Annotated in this window: 12 protein-coding genes and 2 pseudogenes; 12 read left to right on the forward strand and 2 right to left on the reverse strand. The window is 62.4% G+C overall.

Annotation, left to right across the window (positions count from 1 at the left end):
* Window positions 1-49: 49 nt before the first annotated feature.
* Both ACSVHC_RS23045 and ACSVHC_RS23050 read left to right on the forward strand, forming a co-directional pair.
* Window positions 50-1027, forward strand: coding sequence for an ABC transporter substrate-binding protein (locus ACSVHC_RS23045; protein ID WP_437773764.1), 978 nt, complete (start codon window positions 50-52; stop codon window positions 1025-1027).
* A 209-nt stretch (window positions 1028-1236) separates the two neighbouring features.
* Window positions 1237-1407: pseudogene (locus ACSVHC_RS23050) on the forward strand (MFS transporter); the annotation flags it as partial.
* Window positions 1408-1537: 130 nt separating this feature from the next.
* Here the strand turns inward: ACSVHC_RS23050 and ACSVHC_RS23055 are convergent.
* On the reverse strand, window positions 1538-2218 hold the full coding sequence (locus ACSVHC_RS23055) for a GntR family transcriptional regulator (RefSeq protein ID WP_437773763.1): 681 nt from the start codon (window positions 2216-2218) through the stop codon (window positions 1538-1540).
* A gap of 119 nt (window positions 2219-2337) precedes the next feature.
* Between ACSVHC_RS23055 and purU the strand changes: the two genes are divergently transcribed.
* From purU to ACSVHC_RS23095, 8 genes and pseudogenes are all read left to right on the forward strand, one after another.
* Window positions 2338-3252, forward strand: a complete 915-nt coding sequence (purU, locus tag ACSVHC_RS23060) for a formyltetrahydrofolate deformylase (protein ID WP_437773762.1) — start codon at window positions 2338-2340, stop codon at window positions 3250-3252.
* Window positions 3253-3306: 54 nt separating this feature from the next.
* A complete protein-coding gene (locus ACSVHC_RS23065) occupies window positions 3307-5799 on the forward strand; it encodes a GcvT family protein (protein ID WP_437773761.1) in 2493 nt (830 codons plus the stop codon).
* A gap of 119 nt (window positions 5800-5918) precedes the next feature.
* Complete coding sequence (locus tag ACSVHC_RS23070) at window positions 5919-6545, forward strand: cyclodeaminase/cyclohydrolase family protein (RefSeq protein ID WP_437773760.1); 627 nt, start codon at window positions 5919-5921, stop codon at window positions 6543-6545.
* Window positions 6542-7417: a bifunctional 5,10-methylenetetrahydrofolate dehydrogenase/5,10-methenyltetrahydrofolate cyclohydrolase gene (locus tag ACSVHC_RS23075; protein ID WP_437773759.1), complete on the forward strand. Its 876-nt coding sequence runs from the start codon at window positions 6542-6544 to the stop codon at window positions 7415-7417. The genes ACSVHC_RS23070 and ACSVHC_RS23075 overlap by 4 nt, the downstream gene beginning before the upstream one ends.
* A 285-nt stretch (window positions 7418-7702) precedes the next feature.
* The gene (locus tag ACSVHC_RS23080) at window positions 7703-10030 is read left to right on the forward strand and encodes an FdhF/YdeP family oxidoreductase (RefSeq protein WP_439181355.1); all 2328 of its coding nucleotides are present in this window, start codon (window positions 7703-7705) and stop codon (window positions 10028-10030) included.
* Between the two features lie 51 nt (window positions 10031-10081).
* Window positions 10082-10297, forward strand: a pseudogene (locus tag ACSVHC_RS23085) (GTP cyclohydrolase I); the annotation flags it as partial.
* An 85-nt stretch (window positions 10298-10382) separates the two neighbouring features.
* Complete coding sequence (locus ACSVHC_RS23090; protein WP_437773757.1) at window positions 10383-11699, forward strand: molybdopterin molybdotransferase MoeA; 1317 nt, start codon at window positions 10383-10385, stop codon at window positions 11697-11699.
* Between the two features lie 301 nt (window positions 11700-12000).
* The gene (locus ACSVHC_RS23095; protein WP_437773756.1) at window positions 12001-12801 is read left to right on the forward strand and encodes an IclR family transcriptional regulator; all 801 of its coding nucleotides are present in this window, start codon (window positions 12001-12003) and stop codon (window positions 12799-12801) included.
* Window positions 12802-12878: 77 nt separating this feature from the next.
* Here the strand turns inward: ACSVHC_RS23095 and ACSVHC_RS23100 are convergent, their stop codons facing one another.
* On the reverse strand, window positions 12879-13811 hold the full coding sequence (locus ACSVHC_RS23100; protein WP_437773755.1) for a LysR family transcriptional regulator: 933 nt from the start codon (window positions 13809-13811) through the stop codon (window positions 12879-12881).
* 159 nt (window positions 13812-13970) lie between these two features.
* Between ACSVHC_RS23100 and ACSVHC_RS23105 the strand changes: the two genes are divergently transcribed.
* A complete protein-coding gene (locus ACSVHC_RS23105; protein ID WP_437773754.1) occupies window positions 13971-15275 on the forward strand; it encodes an aromatic ring-hydroxylating oxygenase subunit alpha in 1305 nt (434 codons plus the stop codon).
* Window positions 15272-16687, forward strand: a complete 1416-nt coding sequence (locus tag ACSVHC_RS23110; protein WP_437773753.1) for a ferredoxin reductase — start codon at window positions 15272-15274, stop codon at window positions 16685-16687. The genes ACSVHC_RS23105 and ACSVHC_RS23110 overlap by 4 nt, the downstream gene beginning before the upstream one ends.
* Window positions 16688-16810: the final 123 nt, after the last annotated feature.

Genomic DNA, 16810 nt, shown 5'->3' on the forward strand with positions numbered 1-16810 from the left:
CGCACGGCAAGCAGGATCCGCGCATTTCCCCCAATAAGGAGAACCAACCATGAAAAAAGCTGGACTGCTGTTGAAACGAACTGTCCCGGTCGTGGCTGGAGCTGCAGCCGCAGCCCTGCTGCTCGCAGGCTGCGGCGGTGCCTCCGTGAACCAGGCCGCTCCTGCCTCCGGGGCCGCCGCGGCCGCCTGCGGAAGTGTCAACGTCGCGATGAACGCCTGGGTGGGGTACACGGCCGATGCCGCCGTGTACAGCTATGTCGCGAAGAACAAACTCGGCTGCACTGTGGTGCAGAAGGACCTGAACGAGCAGATTTCCTGGCAGGGCTTTGCCTCCGGCGAGGTCGACGTCGTCATGGAAAACTGGGGCCACGACGATCTGGCCAAGCAATACATCACCGATCAGAAAGTCGCCGTCGACGCCGGGCCCACCGGCAACATCGGCCACATCGGCTGGTACGTGGCGCCTTGGATGGCAGAAAAGTACCCGGACATCACGGACGGGAAGAACCTGAACAAGTACGCCTCGATGCTCGCTACCTCTGAATCCGGAGGCAAAGGCCAGGTGCTCGACGGCGATCCCGCCTTCGTCACCAACGACGAGGCCCTCGTAAAGAACCTCAACCTGGACTACAAGGTAGTGTTCTCCGGCTCGGAGGCCGCCCTGATCCAGTCGTTCCGGACTGCGGAGCAAAACAAGACACCGATCCTGGGCTACTTCTACGAACCGCAATGGTTCCTGTCCCAGGTCCCGCTCAAGAAGGTCAATCTGCCTGCGTGGACGAAGGGATGCGACGCTAACGCAGAAAAAGTCGCCTGTGACTACCCCACGTACACACTGAACAAGGTTATTTCGAAGAAGTTCGCGGACAGCGGCTCGCCCGCAGCCAAGCTCGCGAAAGCCTTCAAATGGACCAACGAAGACCAGAACGCCGTCGCCACCGACATCCAGGGCGGAATGACGCCCGAGGCAGCGGCCAAGAAATGGGTGGACGCCCACCAAGATGCAGTGAACGCCTGGCTCAGCTAGGCCAGACCGTCGTAGGTATGCGACGGCAAATCTTCCCGGTTCTGTCGCACATATTTCAGGTACCGGTCCAGTAAACCCACCCGCCCACGGGTCACCCGTGGGCGGGTGGGCGAACCCGCTACCTCATTACCACCTTGGGCCCGTCTTCCTCCCGGAAGCTGACAGGTCCGTGCAGACCCTCTTCTTGCTCGGAACATTTCAATGCTGCCGGCGATGACATGGCTTCGGCCTACTATCTGATCGGCACTTCGGTGATAGGTGCGATCGCCATTTACTTCCTGCCGGAGTCGGCGCGCCGCGCTCTCCCCGGTTCAACGCCCAGCGTGGACACGATGGCCGAGGCACGCGCATTGGTGGGAGCCCAAGGGGAGACAGCCTGATCAACTCGGATGAGTCCCGGCCCCAGGTTCCTTCGCGCCTGGAGCTACCGGTGCTTCACTGGGTCAGCACTCGATGACCTTGACCTTCGGGGTGACCTGCTGTCGCAGCAGTTCCTGCTGAAGGTCTGGTCTAAGCAGCGAAAAGAGCTTCGCGAACAGCGTGCTCGAAGCCGCTGACGTGGATGCGCGCGAGCTCCGCCGCCTGGATCTCATCCCCGTCGATAACCGCACGAAGCAGGTCCACGTGCTCATGCACGTGGCGCGAAAGGTCGGGAAGCCGATCCAAGACCAGGCACCAGATTCGGATCGCGAGGTTGTCGTAGCGAATCAGAACGTCTTCGAGATGGGGATTGCCGGCGGCGGCGTAAATGCCTTGGTGCACCCGAGCATCCAGCCGCAGGGTTTCGACCACGGACGCCGTACCGGTGTCGAAAGACTCGACAGCGCGCATGACTCCTCGCAATCGCTCCCTCATCGATTCCGTCGCCACGCGAGCAGCGCGGGCGGCGGCAACGGGTTCGAGTTGGGCGCGTATTTCGGAAATGAACGCAAGGTCGGTAACCTCAACTCGCGTCGCAAAAGTTCCCCTTCGCGGATAGGAAACTACCAGGCGATCGAGCTCCAGCCGCTTCAAGGCTTCACGTACCGGGGTCCGCCCGACGCCGAGGTCCTTAGCGAGGTCTTCGTCATTGAGGAGATCGCCGGGCTTGATGTCAAGCATCAGCAGCCTGTCCCGGATGCGCTCATAGGCGACGTCAGCCAACGACCTCTTTGCCGCATCGTCGGCGATTGCCAGACCTTCAAAAGCCATAACTGGTTTCCTTTTCATTCAAGCCAAGAACGCTATTGACCTCACCCATTGACCAGTATACGCTAAATGTCACGTTAATATATCAGTTATGAATCTCAAAATATATCTAAGGAGGAGACATGACCCTAGTGGCGGCAGACTCATCTACCAGCACGCTGACCCAGTCAGAAGCCCGAGCGGAAGCCCAAACGCAGAAATTCGTGCTCACACTGTCGTGCGGCGAACGCGCGGGCATCGTCCAGGCGGTCACCACCTTTCTCTTTGAGCGTGGCTTTAACATCGATGAACACCAGCAGTTCGACGACGGCCTCCGCCAGACGCTGCATCTGCGCACCTCCTTTTCGGGCTCGGCGGACCACACCCCAGAGAGTCTCCAGGAAGAATTCAGTTCGATCGCTGACCGGTTCGACATGAAATTCAGCTTTCATGACCAGACCAAGCAACGCGTCCTCGTGATGGTGTCCAAGTTCGGCCACTGCCTGAACGACCTGCTCTTCCGCTGGCGCGGCGGCAGCCTCGGGGGTGACATAGCCCTCATAGTTTCCAATCATGAAACCCACCGGGCCATGGCCGAAGCCGCGGGCCTCCCCTTCATCTACCTCCCGGTAACCGCTGAGACAAAGTCAGATGCCGAACGGCGCCTCCTGGAACTGGTGGATGAGCACAACATCGACCTCGTCGTGCTCGCCCGGTACATGCAGGTACTGTCCGACGACCTCTGCCGCTCTTTGGAAGGGCGGGCTATCAACATCCACCACTCCTTCCTCCCCGGGTTCAAGGGTGCACGCCCCTACCACCAGGCGTACGACCGTGGAGTCAAGCTGGTGGGCGCCACGGCCCACTACGTAACCGCGGAACTGGATGAGGGGCCAATCATCGAGCAGGAGGTCATCAGGGTCGACCACAGCTACGGTCCGACCGCCCTTTCAACGGTGGGGCAGGACGCCGAGGCACTGGCATTGTCCCGTGCCGTGCGCTGGCACTGCGAACACCGTGTGCTGCTGGATCACACCAGCACCGTCGTGTTCCGCTAAGCACGGCCACCAAACCAGCAGAGACAACGCACGAATATCAGCAGGAGAGACCACATGGCTTCGACGCCAAGCATTGTCATTATCGGAGCTGGAATCGTCGGCACGAACCTGGCCGATGAACTAGTCACCCGGGGTTGGAACAACATCACGGTCCTGGACCAAGGGCCGCTGAACATGCCCGGGGGCTCAACGTCTCACGCCCCAGGTCTTGTCTTCCAGACCAACCCCTCAAAGTCCATGGCGCTCTTCGCCAAGTACACGGTGGAGAAGCTTTTGTCCTTGACCGAGGACGGCGTCAGTTGCTTCAACCAGGTCGGTGGCCTCGAGGTCGCCACCACCGAGACCCGTCTCGCGGACCTGAAGCGAAAGCTCGGATACGCAGCATCGTATGGAATTAGCGGCAAGATCCTTTCGCGTGAAGAGTGCATGGAGCTCTACCCGCTCCTGAACGAGGAAGACATTCTGGGAGGCCTGCATGTCCCCAGCGACGGCCTGGCCAACGCCGCCCGCGCGGTTCAGCTGCTGATCAAGCGTACGGAAGCCGCGGGCGTCAAGTACCGGGGCAACACCACGGTCACGGGTATCGAACAGTCCGGCCGGCGGGTCACGGGCGTCCAGACGTCTGAAGGTGTTGTCCCCGCGGACATCGTGGTTTCCTGCGCAGGCTTCTGGGGTGCCAAGATCGGCGAAATGATCGGCATGTCCGTCCCCCTTCTGCCCTTGGCCCACCAGTACGTCAAGACCACCCCGGTGCCGGGGTTGAAGGGCAAGAACGAACTGCCCAACGGGGCCTCCTTGCCCATCCTGCGACACCAGGACCAAGACCTTTACTACCGCGAGCACGGCGAACGCTACGGCATCGGTTCCTACGCCCACCGCCCGATGCCCGTGGACCTTGACGAACTCGGCACCTTTGATCCCGCCGCGATGAGCGAACACAACATGCCCTCGCGGCTCGATTTCACCTTGGAGGACTTCCTCCCGGCATGGGAAGCCACCAAGCGCATCCTTCCTACGCTGCGGGAAACCGACATCGAGGATGGCTTCAACGGCATCTTCTCCTTCACTCCCGACGGCGGATCCCTGGTGGGCGAGTCCAAGGAACTGGACGGCTTCTTCGTCGCGGAAGCCGTGTGGGTGACCCACTCTGCCGGTATCGCCCGCGCCGTTGCCGAACTGCTGACCACCGGCAGGTCGGAGATCGATCTGGGTGATTGCGATATTCACCGCTTCGAAGAGGTCCAGCTGACACCGGAATACGTCAGCGAAACGTCACAACAGAATTTCGTGGAAATCTACGACGTCCTCCACCCGCTCCAGTCCAAGCTCTCCCCCCGCAACCTCCGGGTCAGCCCTTTTTACGCCCGCCACAAGGCTCTGGGAGGGTTCTTCCTGGAGGGCGGCGGATGGGAGCGGCCTTACTGGTTCGAAGCCAACGCGGAGCTGCTCAAGGAGATGCCGGCTGATTGGCAGCCCCCGGCCCGTGACGCTTGGTCGGGGATGTTCAGCTCGCCCATTGCCGCCGCCGAAGCCTGGAAGACCCGCACCGCGGTGGCCATGTACGACATGACTCCGCTCAAGCGCCTCGAGGTCTCCGGCCCGGGAGCGCTGAAGATGCTGCAGGAACTCACCACCGCGGACATGGCAAAGAAGCCCGGCGCAGTCACCTACACGCTCCTGCTGGACGACGCCGGCGGCATCCGAAGCGACATCACCGTGGCTCGGCTGAGCGAAGACACCTTCCAACTCGGAGCCAACGGAAATATCGATGCCGCTTACTTTGAGCGCGCAGCCCGCCATCAGACGGAAAGCGGGAGCGCCAGCGACTGGGTCCAGGTGCGTGACACGACGGGCGGCACGTGCTGCATCGGCCTGTGGGGTCCGCTGGCCCGGGACCTGATCAGCACCGTCAGCAGCGACGATTTCTCCAACGACGGTCTCCGTTACTTCCGCGCCAAAAATGTTGTCATAGGCGGCGTCACCGTCACCGCGATGCGCCTGTCCTACGTCGGCGAGCTGGGCTGGGAGCTCTATACCAGTGCAGACAACGGCCAGCGCCTCTGGGATGCCCTGTGGAAGGCCGGGCAGCCTCACGGCGTTATTGCCGCGGGCCGGGCCGCCTTCAGCTCGCTCCGTCTTGAAAAGGGTTACCGCTCGTGGGGCACTGACATGACCACCGAGCACGACCCGCTGGAAGCCGGCCTCGGATTCGCCGTCAAAATGACCAAGGATAACTTTGTCGGGAAGGCCGCTTTGGAAGGCCGCACCGAGGAATCCGCCGCCCGCCGCCTGCGCTGCCTGACGGTCGACGACGGCCGCAGCATTGTGCTGGGCAAGGAACCGGTCTTCTACAAAGACCAGGCGGTCGGCTATGTCACCAGTGCCGCCTACGGCTACACCGTCGCCAAACCGATCGCTTACGCCTACCTCCCGGCCGCTGTGTCCGTGGGTGACTCAGTCGAGATCGAGTACTTCGGACGACGCATCCAGGCTACAGTCACCGCGGATCCGCTTTACGACCCCACGATGACCAGGCTCCGCGGCTAACCCCCTCCGAACCATTAAAGGGCCGGCGGCCCGGACCCACCGGAGTCCGGGCCGCCGCTCTTCGATGGCTTGTCCCCCAATCCCGCCTCGTCGGCTCGAGCTTCAGCCCAGGAAGACACATGATCAGTTCAGAAACAATCACCGGATACCTCGCCGGCCTTGCCTCACGGGAACCCACCCCAGGGGGCGGCGCAGCTGCGGCCCTCCACGCCGCTCAGGGGGCGGCTCTCGTCGCCATGGTTGCCAGATACACCACCGGTGCGAAATACGAGCAACACGCCGAACTCGTTCAACGGATCATCAGCGCCGCCGACGGACTGGTAGTCGAGGCACTTCGCCTGGCTGACGCCGACCAACAGGCGTTCCAAGGCGTCATCGATTCGTACAAGCTTCCGTCCGGAAAGGAAGATCTCAGGGCCGCTCGAACCGCAGCCATCCAGGAAGCCCTCATCCTGGCCGCGCACCCCCCGGCCGAGCTCATCAAGCTCGCCGGCGCCATCGTGGAGCTTGCCACGGAACTCTTCGAGGTCGCGAACGCAAACGTGATCAGCGACATCGCCGCGGCCGCCGACGCGGCCCGCGCAGCCGCCACCACCGCAAGGGTGAATATCGACATTAACGTCGTAGCCATCAAAGATGCCGGAGCCCGTTCACGGTTGACTGACCAGACCGACGGCCTGGAGGAAAAGGTCATCCTGCCAGCGGACTCCCTCGTACGGCGCGTGCGCGAAAGGATTTTCGGTTGAGCACCTTACTCCTCTCCGGAAAGACACTGGCGAAGACCATTCAGCAGAATGCCCACGATGAGGCCCGGCGCCTCGACGCCGACGGCCTGCACCCAACGCTCGCAGTGGTTGTGGCTACCGACGACGGCTCCACGCATTGGTATGTCCGGTCCATCGAACGGGCCGCAGAAAGGGCCGGGATCAGTTGCCGGATTGTGGACCTTGGCCACGATGCTACCGGCGAGGTCTTAGCCGCTTCACTTCAGGGGTTCAGCGCTGATCCATCAGTCAACGGCATCATCCTCCAGACTCCTCTGCCCCCCGGGGTCGAGACAGATGAGCTGGTCGGGCACATTACCCCGGAGAAGGACATCGATGGCGCGAACCCGTTGAGTCTTGGCCGACTGGCTGTCGGCCAGCCCTCGTTCGCACCTGCCACGGCCCGCGCCGTAATCGAGATCCTTGACCACTTCGACATCCCAATCGCAGGCCGGAACGTCGTCGTCATTGGCCGTTCCGCCGTCGTGGGGAAGCCGCTGTCCCTGCTGCTGCTGGAACGCGACGCCGCCGTCACTGTCTGCCACTCCAAGTCAGGTCCGCTTGAGAACTACACCAAGACCGCCGACGTCGTGGTCGTCGCTGCCGGGCGGACCGGCCTGTTGAATGGCGACCACGTTTCTTCTGCTGCCGTAGTGATCGACGTCGGCACCAACGTCCTTCCCGACGGCACCCTCGTGGGGGATGTCGACGAAGCCAGCGTGCGCGGCGTTGCCGCGGCACTGACACCCGTCCCCGGCGGCGTCGGCTCCGTCACCACATCCCTGCTTCTCCTGCACACAACCGAGGCCGCGTGGAAACAGTCGCGCACCTTGATCCTTGGAACTACCGGATGATCCGTCCTGGACGTTGAAGGCGTTGTCAGCCGCGCAGCTGTTTCGGAGTCCCCTTCGGCGATGCATTCGAGAAGTTCACTATGCTGCGACACTGGCGGAAGCTCTTCCAGCACAAGGCTCCAAATCCGCGTTTGCAGAAGCTGCCCGACTTCGCGGGCAAAGTCCCTAAGTTCCCGCCGAAGCTGCGGCGATGCCATCGAAGGCCACTACTGGCTTAGCAAGCACATTGCCTCAAAGAGTCGCCGCCCACACCCATTTTCCTGCAAGGTCTGAAGGGAAGATCACATGGCTTCAAAAGCCCCTCAACAGAATATCGACGAGTCAAAGCTGACCGTCACCAAACCCAAGAACAAGGCCGTTGGTATTCCCGCGGTCGTCAACTCGCTGAAGATCTCCCTTGAGCAGATGGGTCCGTTGCGCAGTGTCCAAACACTGCTGGCAGTCAACCAGACCGACGGGTTCGACTGCATGGGCTGCGCGTGGCCCGAGCACGAAAAGCGCAACGCAGCCGAGTTCTGTGAGAACGGAGCCAAGGCAGTAGCCGAAGAGGGCACCCGCCGCCGCGTCACGCCCGAATTCTTCGCCCAGCATTCCATCGAGGACCTGAAAACGCGGGACGACTACTGGCTGGGCCAGCAGGGCAGGCTCACACAGCCGATGCTGTTGGATGAGGGCGCAACGCACTACACACCCATCGAATGGGACGCTGCCTACGAGCTGATCGCCCAAGAGATCAAAGGCATGGACCACCCAGACGAAGCAGTTTTCTATACTTCCGGGCGGACATCGAATGAAGCAGCTTTCCTCTACCAACTCCTCGTGCGGGGACTGGGCACAAACAATCTCCCCGATTGCTCCAATATGTGTCATGAGTCCTCGGGTTCAGCCCTCGTTGAAACCATCGGCATCGGCAAAGGCTCCGTCAGTCTCACCGACTCGGAGACGTCTTCGCTGATTTTCGTGGCCGGGCAAAATCCGGGCACCAACCACCCTCGCATGCTCAGCGCACTGGAAAAAGCGAAGAAGAACGGTGCCTGCATCATTTCCGTCAATCCACTTCCCGAGGCTGGGCTCCTCCGGTTCCAGAATCCACAGACCATCTCCGGCACGCTCGTGGGCACGCAACTGACCGACGACTTCCTGCAGATCCGGGCCGGTGGCGATCAGGCCCTCTTCCAAGGGCTCGGCAAGTACCTCCTGGAGGCGGAGGCCCAGGGTAGGAAGACCCTTGGACTGCCCACGGTCCTCGACCATGAATTTATCGAGGACCACACCGTGGACATCGAGGAATACCTGCGGTACCTCGAAAAGGTCGAGTGGGATGACATCGTCGAAGCCACCGGCTTGACCCTGGAGCAAATCAAGTCCACAGGCGAACGCCTGCTGGCTTCTAACGCCACCATCGTCTGCTGGGCCATGGGCCTGACGCAGCACAAGCATTCAGTTCCCACCCTCCGTGACGTGGTCAACGTGCTGCTTCTTCAGGGCAACATCGGAAAGGCCGGAGCGGGAGTCTGCCCCGTCCGCGGCCACTCAAACGTCCAGGGCGACCGCACCATGGGCATCTTCGAAAAGATGCCAGAGGCGTTCCATGACAGGCTGGACAAGGAGTTCAAGTTCCGTTCCCCCCGCAAGCACGGCTACGACACGGTTGCAGCGATTCGCGCCATGCGGGACGGCAAGGTCCGCGTGTTCATTGGAATGGGTGGAAACTTCGTCCGGGCGGCCCCGGATTCCGAGGTCACGGAGCGGGCATTGGCCAACACGGACCTGACTGTACAGATCTCCACGAAGCTGAACCATTCCCACGTGTCCACGGGCCGACGCGCGCTGATCCTCCCGACGCTGGGTCGGACCGAAAAGGACGCGCAGCGCACCGGTGACCAGAGGGTAACGGTGGAAGACTCGATGAGCGCGGTCCATGCGTCCCGCGGACGCATTAAGCCGGCCAGCGAGCACCTCCACTCAGAAGTGGCCATAGTGTGCAACCTCGCCCACAAGCTGTTCACCGACAGTGACGGCCTCCCGCTGCCCAACACACCCAAGGCTGCGTGGCTCTCGATGAAAGCCGACTACTCCCTCGTCCGGAAACACATCGAGGCGGTCATCCACGGCTTCGAAAATTTCGAGGATCGGATCGAGCACCCTGGCGGCTTTGTTCTTCCCCACCCTCCGCGGGACGCCAGACAGTTCGAGACCGCGTCCGGCAAGGCGCACTTTACCGGCAACGAGCTGGAATACATCAAGGTACCCGAGGGGCGGCTGGTCCTTCAGACCCTGCGCTCACATGACCAGTACAACACCACCATCTATGGCAAGGACGACCGATACCGCGGTGTCCACGGTGGACGTCGGGTGGTTCTTGTTAACGAAGCTGACATCGCTGAGCTGGGCTTCAAAGACGGTGACATGGTTCATTTGATTTCAGAGTTCCGCGGGACAGAGCGGCGGGCCGACAACTTCCGGATCGTTTCGTACTCGACACCGAAGGGCTGTGCGGCAGCGTACTACCCGGAGACTAACGTGCTTGTGCCGCTCGATTCGGTAGCTGACACCAGCGGTACACCGACGTCAAAGTCCGTCATCGTGCGGCTGGAACGGACCAAAGCGTGAGCGCCGACATGACGACGGCAACAGCGTCCAAGGGTGTGGACGGGCCGCGGGTTGGATAAGACTTTTGACCTTGGGCACGGAGAAATGGTCATCGTTAAGGACATCCCGTTCTACTCCACCTGCGAGCACCACCTGGTTCCATTCCACGGCGTAGCCCATGTGGGGTATATCCCGTCCGCTGAGGGCCTTGTCACTGGGCTGAGTAAACTCGCACGGCTGGTGGATGTCTACGCACGTCGGCCCCAAGTCCAGGAGCGGCTGACTACCGGGCTGAGGCGCTCAGCCTGATACACGGACGCTAAGTTCCGGGCCGAACACCCACGGCGCATGAAACAGTCACGAAAGGCCCGCCATGCAAGCTCATGAATTAGCCACAGGCGGTCGCGCTTCCGCGTCCACCCTTATCCGCCAGCATGCCGGAAGGCCCGACCCAAGCTGGTCCGAAGCCCGCCAGATTGCCTTTGATTGCGCATCAGCACTCCCGCCCGTGTGCGTCCCACTCGCTTCAGCACTAGGCCGGACACTGGCCCGGGACGTCATCGCCCGGCAGAACATTCCCCACTACGCTTCCTCGGCAATGGACGGTTGGGCCGTCAAAGGCCCCGGCCCCTGGAGCCTTTCCACACAGGGATCCAGCTTGTCGCCCGGCGAAGCCAGCACCATAGCCACCGGTGGGCTGGTACCGTCGGGCGCCGACTCGATACTCCGCACAGAAAGTGGCCATCTCACCCACAACGCGGATGGCGAGCTCCTGCTGACGCTCAACGACCACGCGAAGCACGGCGAGCCACTGCCCGGTCGGCACATCCGCCGTGCGGGCGAAGAGGCCACGGCGGGCGAGGTGTTGATCCCGGCGGGTACGATAATGAACCCGGCCCACATTGCCCTTGCTGCTGTAGCAGGTAACGACGAACTGCAGGTCCACGGACGACCGACGATAGCGATAGTTCTGACTGGTTCTGAGGTCATCACCTCCGGCGTTCCGGCCCCGGGACAGGTCAGGGACACGTTGGGTCCGCAACTTGCGTCGGTCATTTCCCTTCTTGGAGCCACACCCGGCAGCCCCTTCCGTATTGGCGACTCCTACCAAGACTGGCTCTCAGCCCTCGGAGATTCTGGATCCATCACCGGGCAGCGACCCGATGTAACCATAACGACCGGGGGAACCGGCCGATCCGGCACAGACCACTTCCGCGCCGCGGTAGCCGCGCTGGGCGGCCGGCTGTTGCTGGACGGCGTCGCCATGCGCCCTGGCCACCCCGCTGTCTTGGCCGAACTCCCCGACGGTCGGTTCCTCCTCGGCCTTCCCGGAAACCCCCTCGCTGCAATGATGGCGCTGGCCACGCTCGCAGAGCCGCTTCTGGCAGCCCTCGGAAACATGTCCATGAGCGCGGTTGGACACGTGATCTCGGGCGCTGACGTTGATCCCAACCGGGGGCATACGCGCCTCATCCCCTGCACGTTTAGCCAGGGACTGGCATTTCCGGTCTCGCATGTAGGACCGGGAATGATGCGCGGTCTTGCCTGGGCGGACGGCGTCATGGCCGTTCCCCCGGAGGGCGTCCTGTCCGGTGAGCCCGTTCCGGTGCTCCCGCTCCCCTGGACGCAGTCGAACGAGACCATCGTTTCCATAAAGTCTCGAGCACGGAGCATCGCATGGGACGAATGACTCAGTGTAGGAAGATTCACCGCTTTCGTGCCGACGATTCAGGCACCGAATACCCAACACGGGCGCGATATCAGTTGCACGCCCCCTTGTTCTCGCATGCCGACGCACGCCGCTATCTCGGGAGCACCCCACATTTTGGGGCGCCCCTGTTTTAACCTTGGACTTGCTCGGCCGCGTGGAGGCTGAGGTGCCGGTTGAAGAGCCGGCGCATGAGCCGGTCTAGGATGAAACATGATGAGGTGGCAGTTCGTCTGGGACTTCCAGGCCTCGGTACTCCGCATGAACAAGGACACGAGGCGACATGGCCGAACGCAACGACCCGGATCAGGGCGCAGACGCACAGGGCGGCGGCGTCCAATCGGTGGACCGTGCCCTCCAGATCCTGGATATCCTCGCCCGTGTGGGTGATGCCGGCGTCAGTGAGATCGCTGAGGAGATGGGCGTCCATAAATCCACAGTATCCCGCCTCGTGGGGTCCCTGGTGGGTCGCGAACTGGTCCGCCAGAACAGCGAACGCGGCAAGTATCAGCTGGGCTTTGGGATCCTGCGATTGGCTTCGTCCATCCCAGGCCGGTTGAGCGTGGTGCGAGAGGCCAGCGAGGTTCTAGAGAGTCTCGCTGCGCGCTACAAGGAAACAGTGAACTTGGCCGTCTTGCGATCGAATTACGCCGTCAACGTGGACCAGGCCATGGGCCCCTCCACGCTCGCAACCTACGACTGGGTCGGCAGCCTCACGCCCTTGCATGCCACGTCGAGCGGCAAGGTTCTGCTTGCTGCCCTTCCGGCCGACGAAAGGGATACCATCCTCAAGACCGTCGGCCTGCCGGCACGCACTCCGCGTACCGTGACTAATCGTGCGCAACTAGAGAAGCAGCTGCTCGAAATTTCCCGGCAAGGCTATGCGACAGTCCGCGAGGAGTTCGAAATCGGCCTGTCAGCGGTCGCAGTTCCCATTTGTAACCATCTTGGGAATGTAATCGCGGCCGTGAGTATCTCCGGTCCTGCCTTCCGATTCACTCCGGAAGAGGACCCCGGACTCATCGAAGGGCTCCGCGCGGCTGGACTGTCGATTAGCGTGAAAATGGGCTACAGACCCCGATAGTCCAAGGCCCCCGGCGGACGCGTCGCCGCCATCAGGACCTGCTGGCCTTGTCGGCAACAAATCGCGGCCGTCCGGTCTCAGAGATCGGCTTCGGGCCGGGCGGTGAGTATCCGATTGGCGCTGACCTGCAGGATGCCGAGCGACTCCTGGATCAGAGGCGATGCGATGCTGCCCTTGCGCACCGCAGCGACAATGCGGCGCGCGGGTTTCCCCTTGCCCGTAATGCGGAGTCTAACCACGTTTTCGGCACTACGCAGGGGCGCCAGCCGCGGCAGCAGGCCCACTCCCAGCCCCGCACCAACGAAGGCGATCTGCGTTTCCCATTCAACGGCCTCATGGGCAATCCGCGGTGTCACCCCGACTGCCGTGAACGCCGCGGTGAATAGGGCATGGTAGGTAGAACCGGCGGCCTCGGTGATCCACGGTTCCGAAGCCAGCTCTTCAAGCGTCACCGTTTCCCGCGATGCCAACGGATGGTCGGAAGGGATGATCACGTCCAAGGGATCGTCGAGCAAGACGGTCTGCTCGAAGCGCGGATCGTCCTCAACATAGGTGTCGGACTGCATCGCGACGATGACCGCGAGGTCGATTCGCTCGGCAACCAACAAGTCGAAGCAGCGGGCAGGATTGGCCTCGAGTACGTGTACGTCCAGCAGGGGGCGGGTCGAGCGCAGGGTGGCGGCCAGCGGCGCAAGCAACTGGGCAGCCGCTGTGGAGAATCCGCCAAGCCCAAAATGCGACTGCACTTGGTCGCCGGCCGCCATGGCCGCGGCGCGCAGGCTCTCCCACTCCGCAATGAGCGCGTCCGAGCCCGCCACGAGATAGCGGCCCGTGGCGGTCAGCCGCACCCCCCGGCCGTCCTTCGTCAGTAGCTGCATTCCAAGCACACGCTGCAGCTCCCGCAATTGCGCGGACACGGCGGAAGGAGAGTACCCCGTGAGCTCCGCGGTTGCCCCAACGGTGCCGCACCGGGCAAACACCCGAAGTGTTAAGAGCCGCGGATCGATCATGCACTTATTATGCATGGTTATTTCCGAAATCTTGCGCTTTTATTGCAGATCGATCGTCCCTAATCTCATGACTACAACGTTTCGACAACGCCGGTTGCCTCGCCAATTCCGTGGGCCCCACGACTCGCACACCGGCCCAGCCCTCCCGGGAGGAAACCCATGTCTGCTCTAGTGAACGCGCCGCTCAATTCACGCGGAAAACTCGCTTCATCATTGCCTGCCGAGCAGGTGGCGGAAATCACCGAGTTGTTCGATTTCCGGCGCGTGGGATATTCGCTCGATGCCCCCTTCTACACCGACCCGACGATTTTCAACATCGACATGCAGGCCATTTTTGGCCAGCACTGGATCTTTGCCGCCAGCATCGCCGAACTGCCGGAGCCGGGCGACTACGTCACCGTCGACTACGGACCCTACTCCCTGATCGTGCTGCGCAACGACGACGGCAGCGTGAACGTCCTGCACAATGTATGCCGCCACCGCGGCGCCCGCGTCCTGACCGAACCCGCGGGGACCACTGGAAACCTGGTATGCGGCTATCACTCCTGGACCTACTCCCCCAACGGCGATTTGATCCACGCCTCGGCACCGGGGGAAACGAAGTTCGACAAGAGCTGCTTCGGCCTCAAGCGCGCCCACAGCCGCGTGTTCGCCGGACTCATCTTCGTCTGCATTGCAGACGAACCGCCGACGGATTTCGACGAAACCGGAAAGATCTTCGAGCCCTACCTCGCGCCCCACGATCTGTCGAAGACGAAAATCGCCTACCAGCAGAACATCATCGAGGAGGGCAACTGGAAGCTCGTCATGGAGAACAACCGTGAGTGCTACCACTGCGACGGCCATCCGGAACTCGCCTGCTCCCTCTTTCCCACCTGGGGCCTGACGGAGGGCCTTATCCCACCCCATCTCGAAGAAGTGTGGGACCGCAACAAGGAAGCACAGTCCTCGCTCGAGGAGCGTTGCCGCCGCTATGGCCTTCCCTATGAGGTCATCGAGGAGCTCGACACCCGCATAGCGGGAATCCGCATCTCACGGGACTCGCTCGACGGCGAAGGCGAATCGTTCTCACCGGACGGGCGCAGGCTCTCCAAGAAGCTGCTCGGCGATTTGCGGGACTTCCGCCTTGGCCGCTGCTCGATGCACCTGCAGCCCAACAGCTGGTTCCATTTCCTCGGGGACCACGTCATCACGTTCGCCGTCTTCCCCATCAACGAACACCAGACACTTGTACGCACCACCTGGCTGGTGGCTGACGACGCCGAGGAAGGCGTCGACTACGACCTGGAGAAACTCACCTACACCTGGAAGCAGACCAATCTGCAGGATAAGGCGTTCGTGGAGCTATGCCAGAAGGGCGCCAACAGCCCCGCTTACGAGCCCGGCCCGTACATGAAGAGCGAATACCAGGTCGAGGCGTTCATCAACTGGTACGTGCAGCGCGTGCAGGAGCACTTGGCATGATTGAACTAGGCACCATCACGGCGATCCGGGAACCACAGCGCATCCGCGGTCTAGAGATGCCGTGGAACAGGGTGATGGGCAGCACCGAGGGACCCGCCGGTGCCGCCCGCGCTTTGGGCCCCTGGCATCCGCAGGAGTTCATGGCCGAATGTGTCGAGACCGTTCCCGAGGTGGGCGGCATGATGACCTTCGTGTTCCGCCGCTGCGACGGTGCGCCGCTGGCGTTCCGTCCCGGCCAGTACGTGAACGTCGCCTTTCCCGTGAACGGCGAGGACCAGGACGCGGTGGACCGCAGCTACTCGCTGTCCAGTTCGCCCACCAAGCCCTGGACCTTCAACATCACAGTCAAATGCGACCCCACCGGACAGGTCTCGCCGTGGGTGCACGAGAACGTCAAACCAGGCACCGTTCTCGACATGCTCGGACCTGTCGGGGCATTCCACCTGCCCGACGCCGACCGGCGGGCACGGTACCTCTTCCTTGCCGCCGGCGCCGGCATCACCCCCATCATGTCGATGGTCCGGACCATCCACTCGCTCCCGGGACAGGCCGATGTCGTGGTGCTCTACCACGGAGCGGCGGCCGGAGGCTTTGCCTTCCACCAGGAGCTCGCCTACATCGCCTCCGTGGACTCGCGAGTCAAAGTTTTCTACTCCCTGGGCGACCGCAGCAAACCCGAGGGGTGGGAAGGGCTCACCGGAAGGCTGACGTCGGCCATGCTCGACGAAGTGGCTCCCGATGCCAACGGCCGCCAAGTCTATGCCTGCGGCCCCGAGGGTTACCTGAACACCGCCACCAAGCTCCTCCAGGAAGTCGGCGTCGACGACACCTCCATCTATATGGAATTCTTCTCGGGAGACCGCCAGACGATCCTTGAATACCAGGCGGAACTCGCGCTCGCAGTGGACATTGCGGAGGAAATCGCCGAGGAAATCGCCCATTCCGCCGAGGACTACTACGAAAGCCAGCCCACCGCGTTCGGGCTCTACGAACCCGGCTACGACGCCGAGGGAACCCTTCAGGCCACGGGGCTGCGGCTGGAAACCATCGACCCGGACGCTCTCTTCCCCGAAGCCCTCGACGACGGTCCGGACGTGGGACCGGGGGCCGGGTCCCCTGATGCCTCGAGCTTCGATACGGTCGGAACGGGAAGCCTCACGCTGTCCTTCATGCGCACCGGCATCAACGTACGCATCGACCCCACTGAACACATCCTCGGGGTGGCCCAGCGTGCGGGCGTCAGGATCGGCGCGAACTGCAAGGAGGGCATGTGCGGCTCCTGCAAGGTCGTGAAGCTTTCCGGGGAGGTCGAGATGAACCATCAGGGCGGGATCCGCGCACGGGAAATCGATGCAGGCAAGTTCCTGCCCTGCTGCTCTACCGCGCGCACCGATCTGGTGATCGATGCCTAGCCGCCTCCAGCTGCTCCAGGCCAGACTGCGGTAGGGACTTTTTCCGGCAAGGAGACAAGCGCGGGAATGCCACGCGTTGGTTTCGCTTGCCTCCTAGGGATCCGCGGGCTCCGCCCTGCGCGT

Origin of the sequence: Arthrobacter sp. KNU-44, from assembly GCF_051843155.1 — a bacterium.
In the GTDB taxonomy this organism is placed as follows: Bacteria; Actinomycetota; Actinomycetes; order Actinomycetales; family Micrococcaceae; genus Arthrobacter.

Excerpts from the sequence above, each read along its gene's own strand:
- ACSVHC_RS23055 (WP_437773763.1), bottom strand. The coding sequence starts at position 2,218 with ATGGCTTTTGAAGGTCTGGCAATCGCCGACGATGCGGCAAAGAGGTCG.
- ACSVHC_RS23090 (WP_437773757.1), top strand. The coding sequence starts at position 10,383 with ATGCAAGCTCATGAATTAGCCACAGGCGGTCGCGCTTCCGCGTCCACC.
- ACSVHC_RS23105 (WP_437773754.1), top strand. The coding sequence starts at position 13,971 with ATGTCTGCTCTAGTGAACGCGCCGCTCAATTCACGCGGAAAACTCGCT.
- ACSVHC_RS23045 (WP_437773764.1), top strand. The coding sequence starts at position 50 with ATGAAAAAAGCTGGACTGCTGTTGAAACGAACTGTCCCGGTCGTGGCT.
- ACSVHC_RS23110 (WP_437773753.1), top strand. The coding sequence starts at position 15,272 with ATGATTGAACTAGGCACCATCACGGCGATCCGGGAACCACAGCGCATC.
- ACSVHC_RS23095 (WP_437773756.1), top strand. The coding sequence starts at position 12,001 with ATGGCCGAACGCAACGACCCGGATCAGGGCGCAGACGCACAGGGCGGC.
- ACSVHC_RS23070 (WP_437773760.1), top strand. The coding sequence starts at position 5,919 with ATGATCAGTTCAGAAACAATCACCGGATACCTCGCCGGCCTTGCCTCA.
- purU (WP_437773762.1), top strand. The coding sequence starts at position 2,338 with ATGACCCTAGTGGCGGCAGACTCATCTACCAGCACGCTGACCCAGTCA.
- ACSVHC_RS23065 (WP_437773761.1), top strand. The coding sequence starts at position 3,307 with ATGGCTTCGACGCCAAGCATTGTCATTATCGGAGCTGGAATCGTCGGC.
- ACSVHC_RS23100 (WP_437773755.1), bottom strand. The coding sequence starts at position 13,811 with ATGATCGATCCGCGGCTCTTAACACTTCGGGTGTTTGCCCGGTGCGGC.
- ACSVHC_RS23080 (WP_439181355.1), top strand. The coding sequence starts at position 7,703 with ATGGCTTCAAAAGCCCCTCAACAGAATATCGACGAGTCAAAGCTGACC.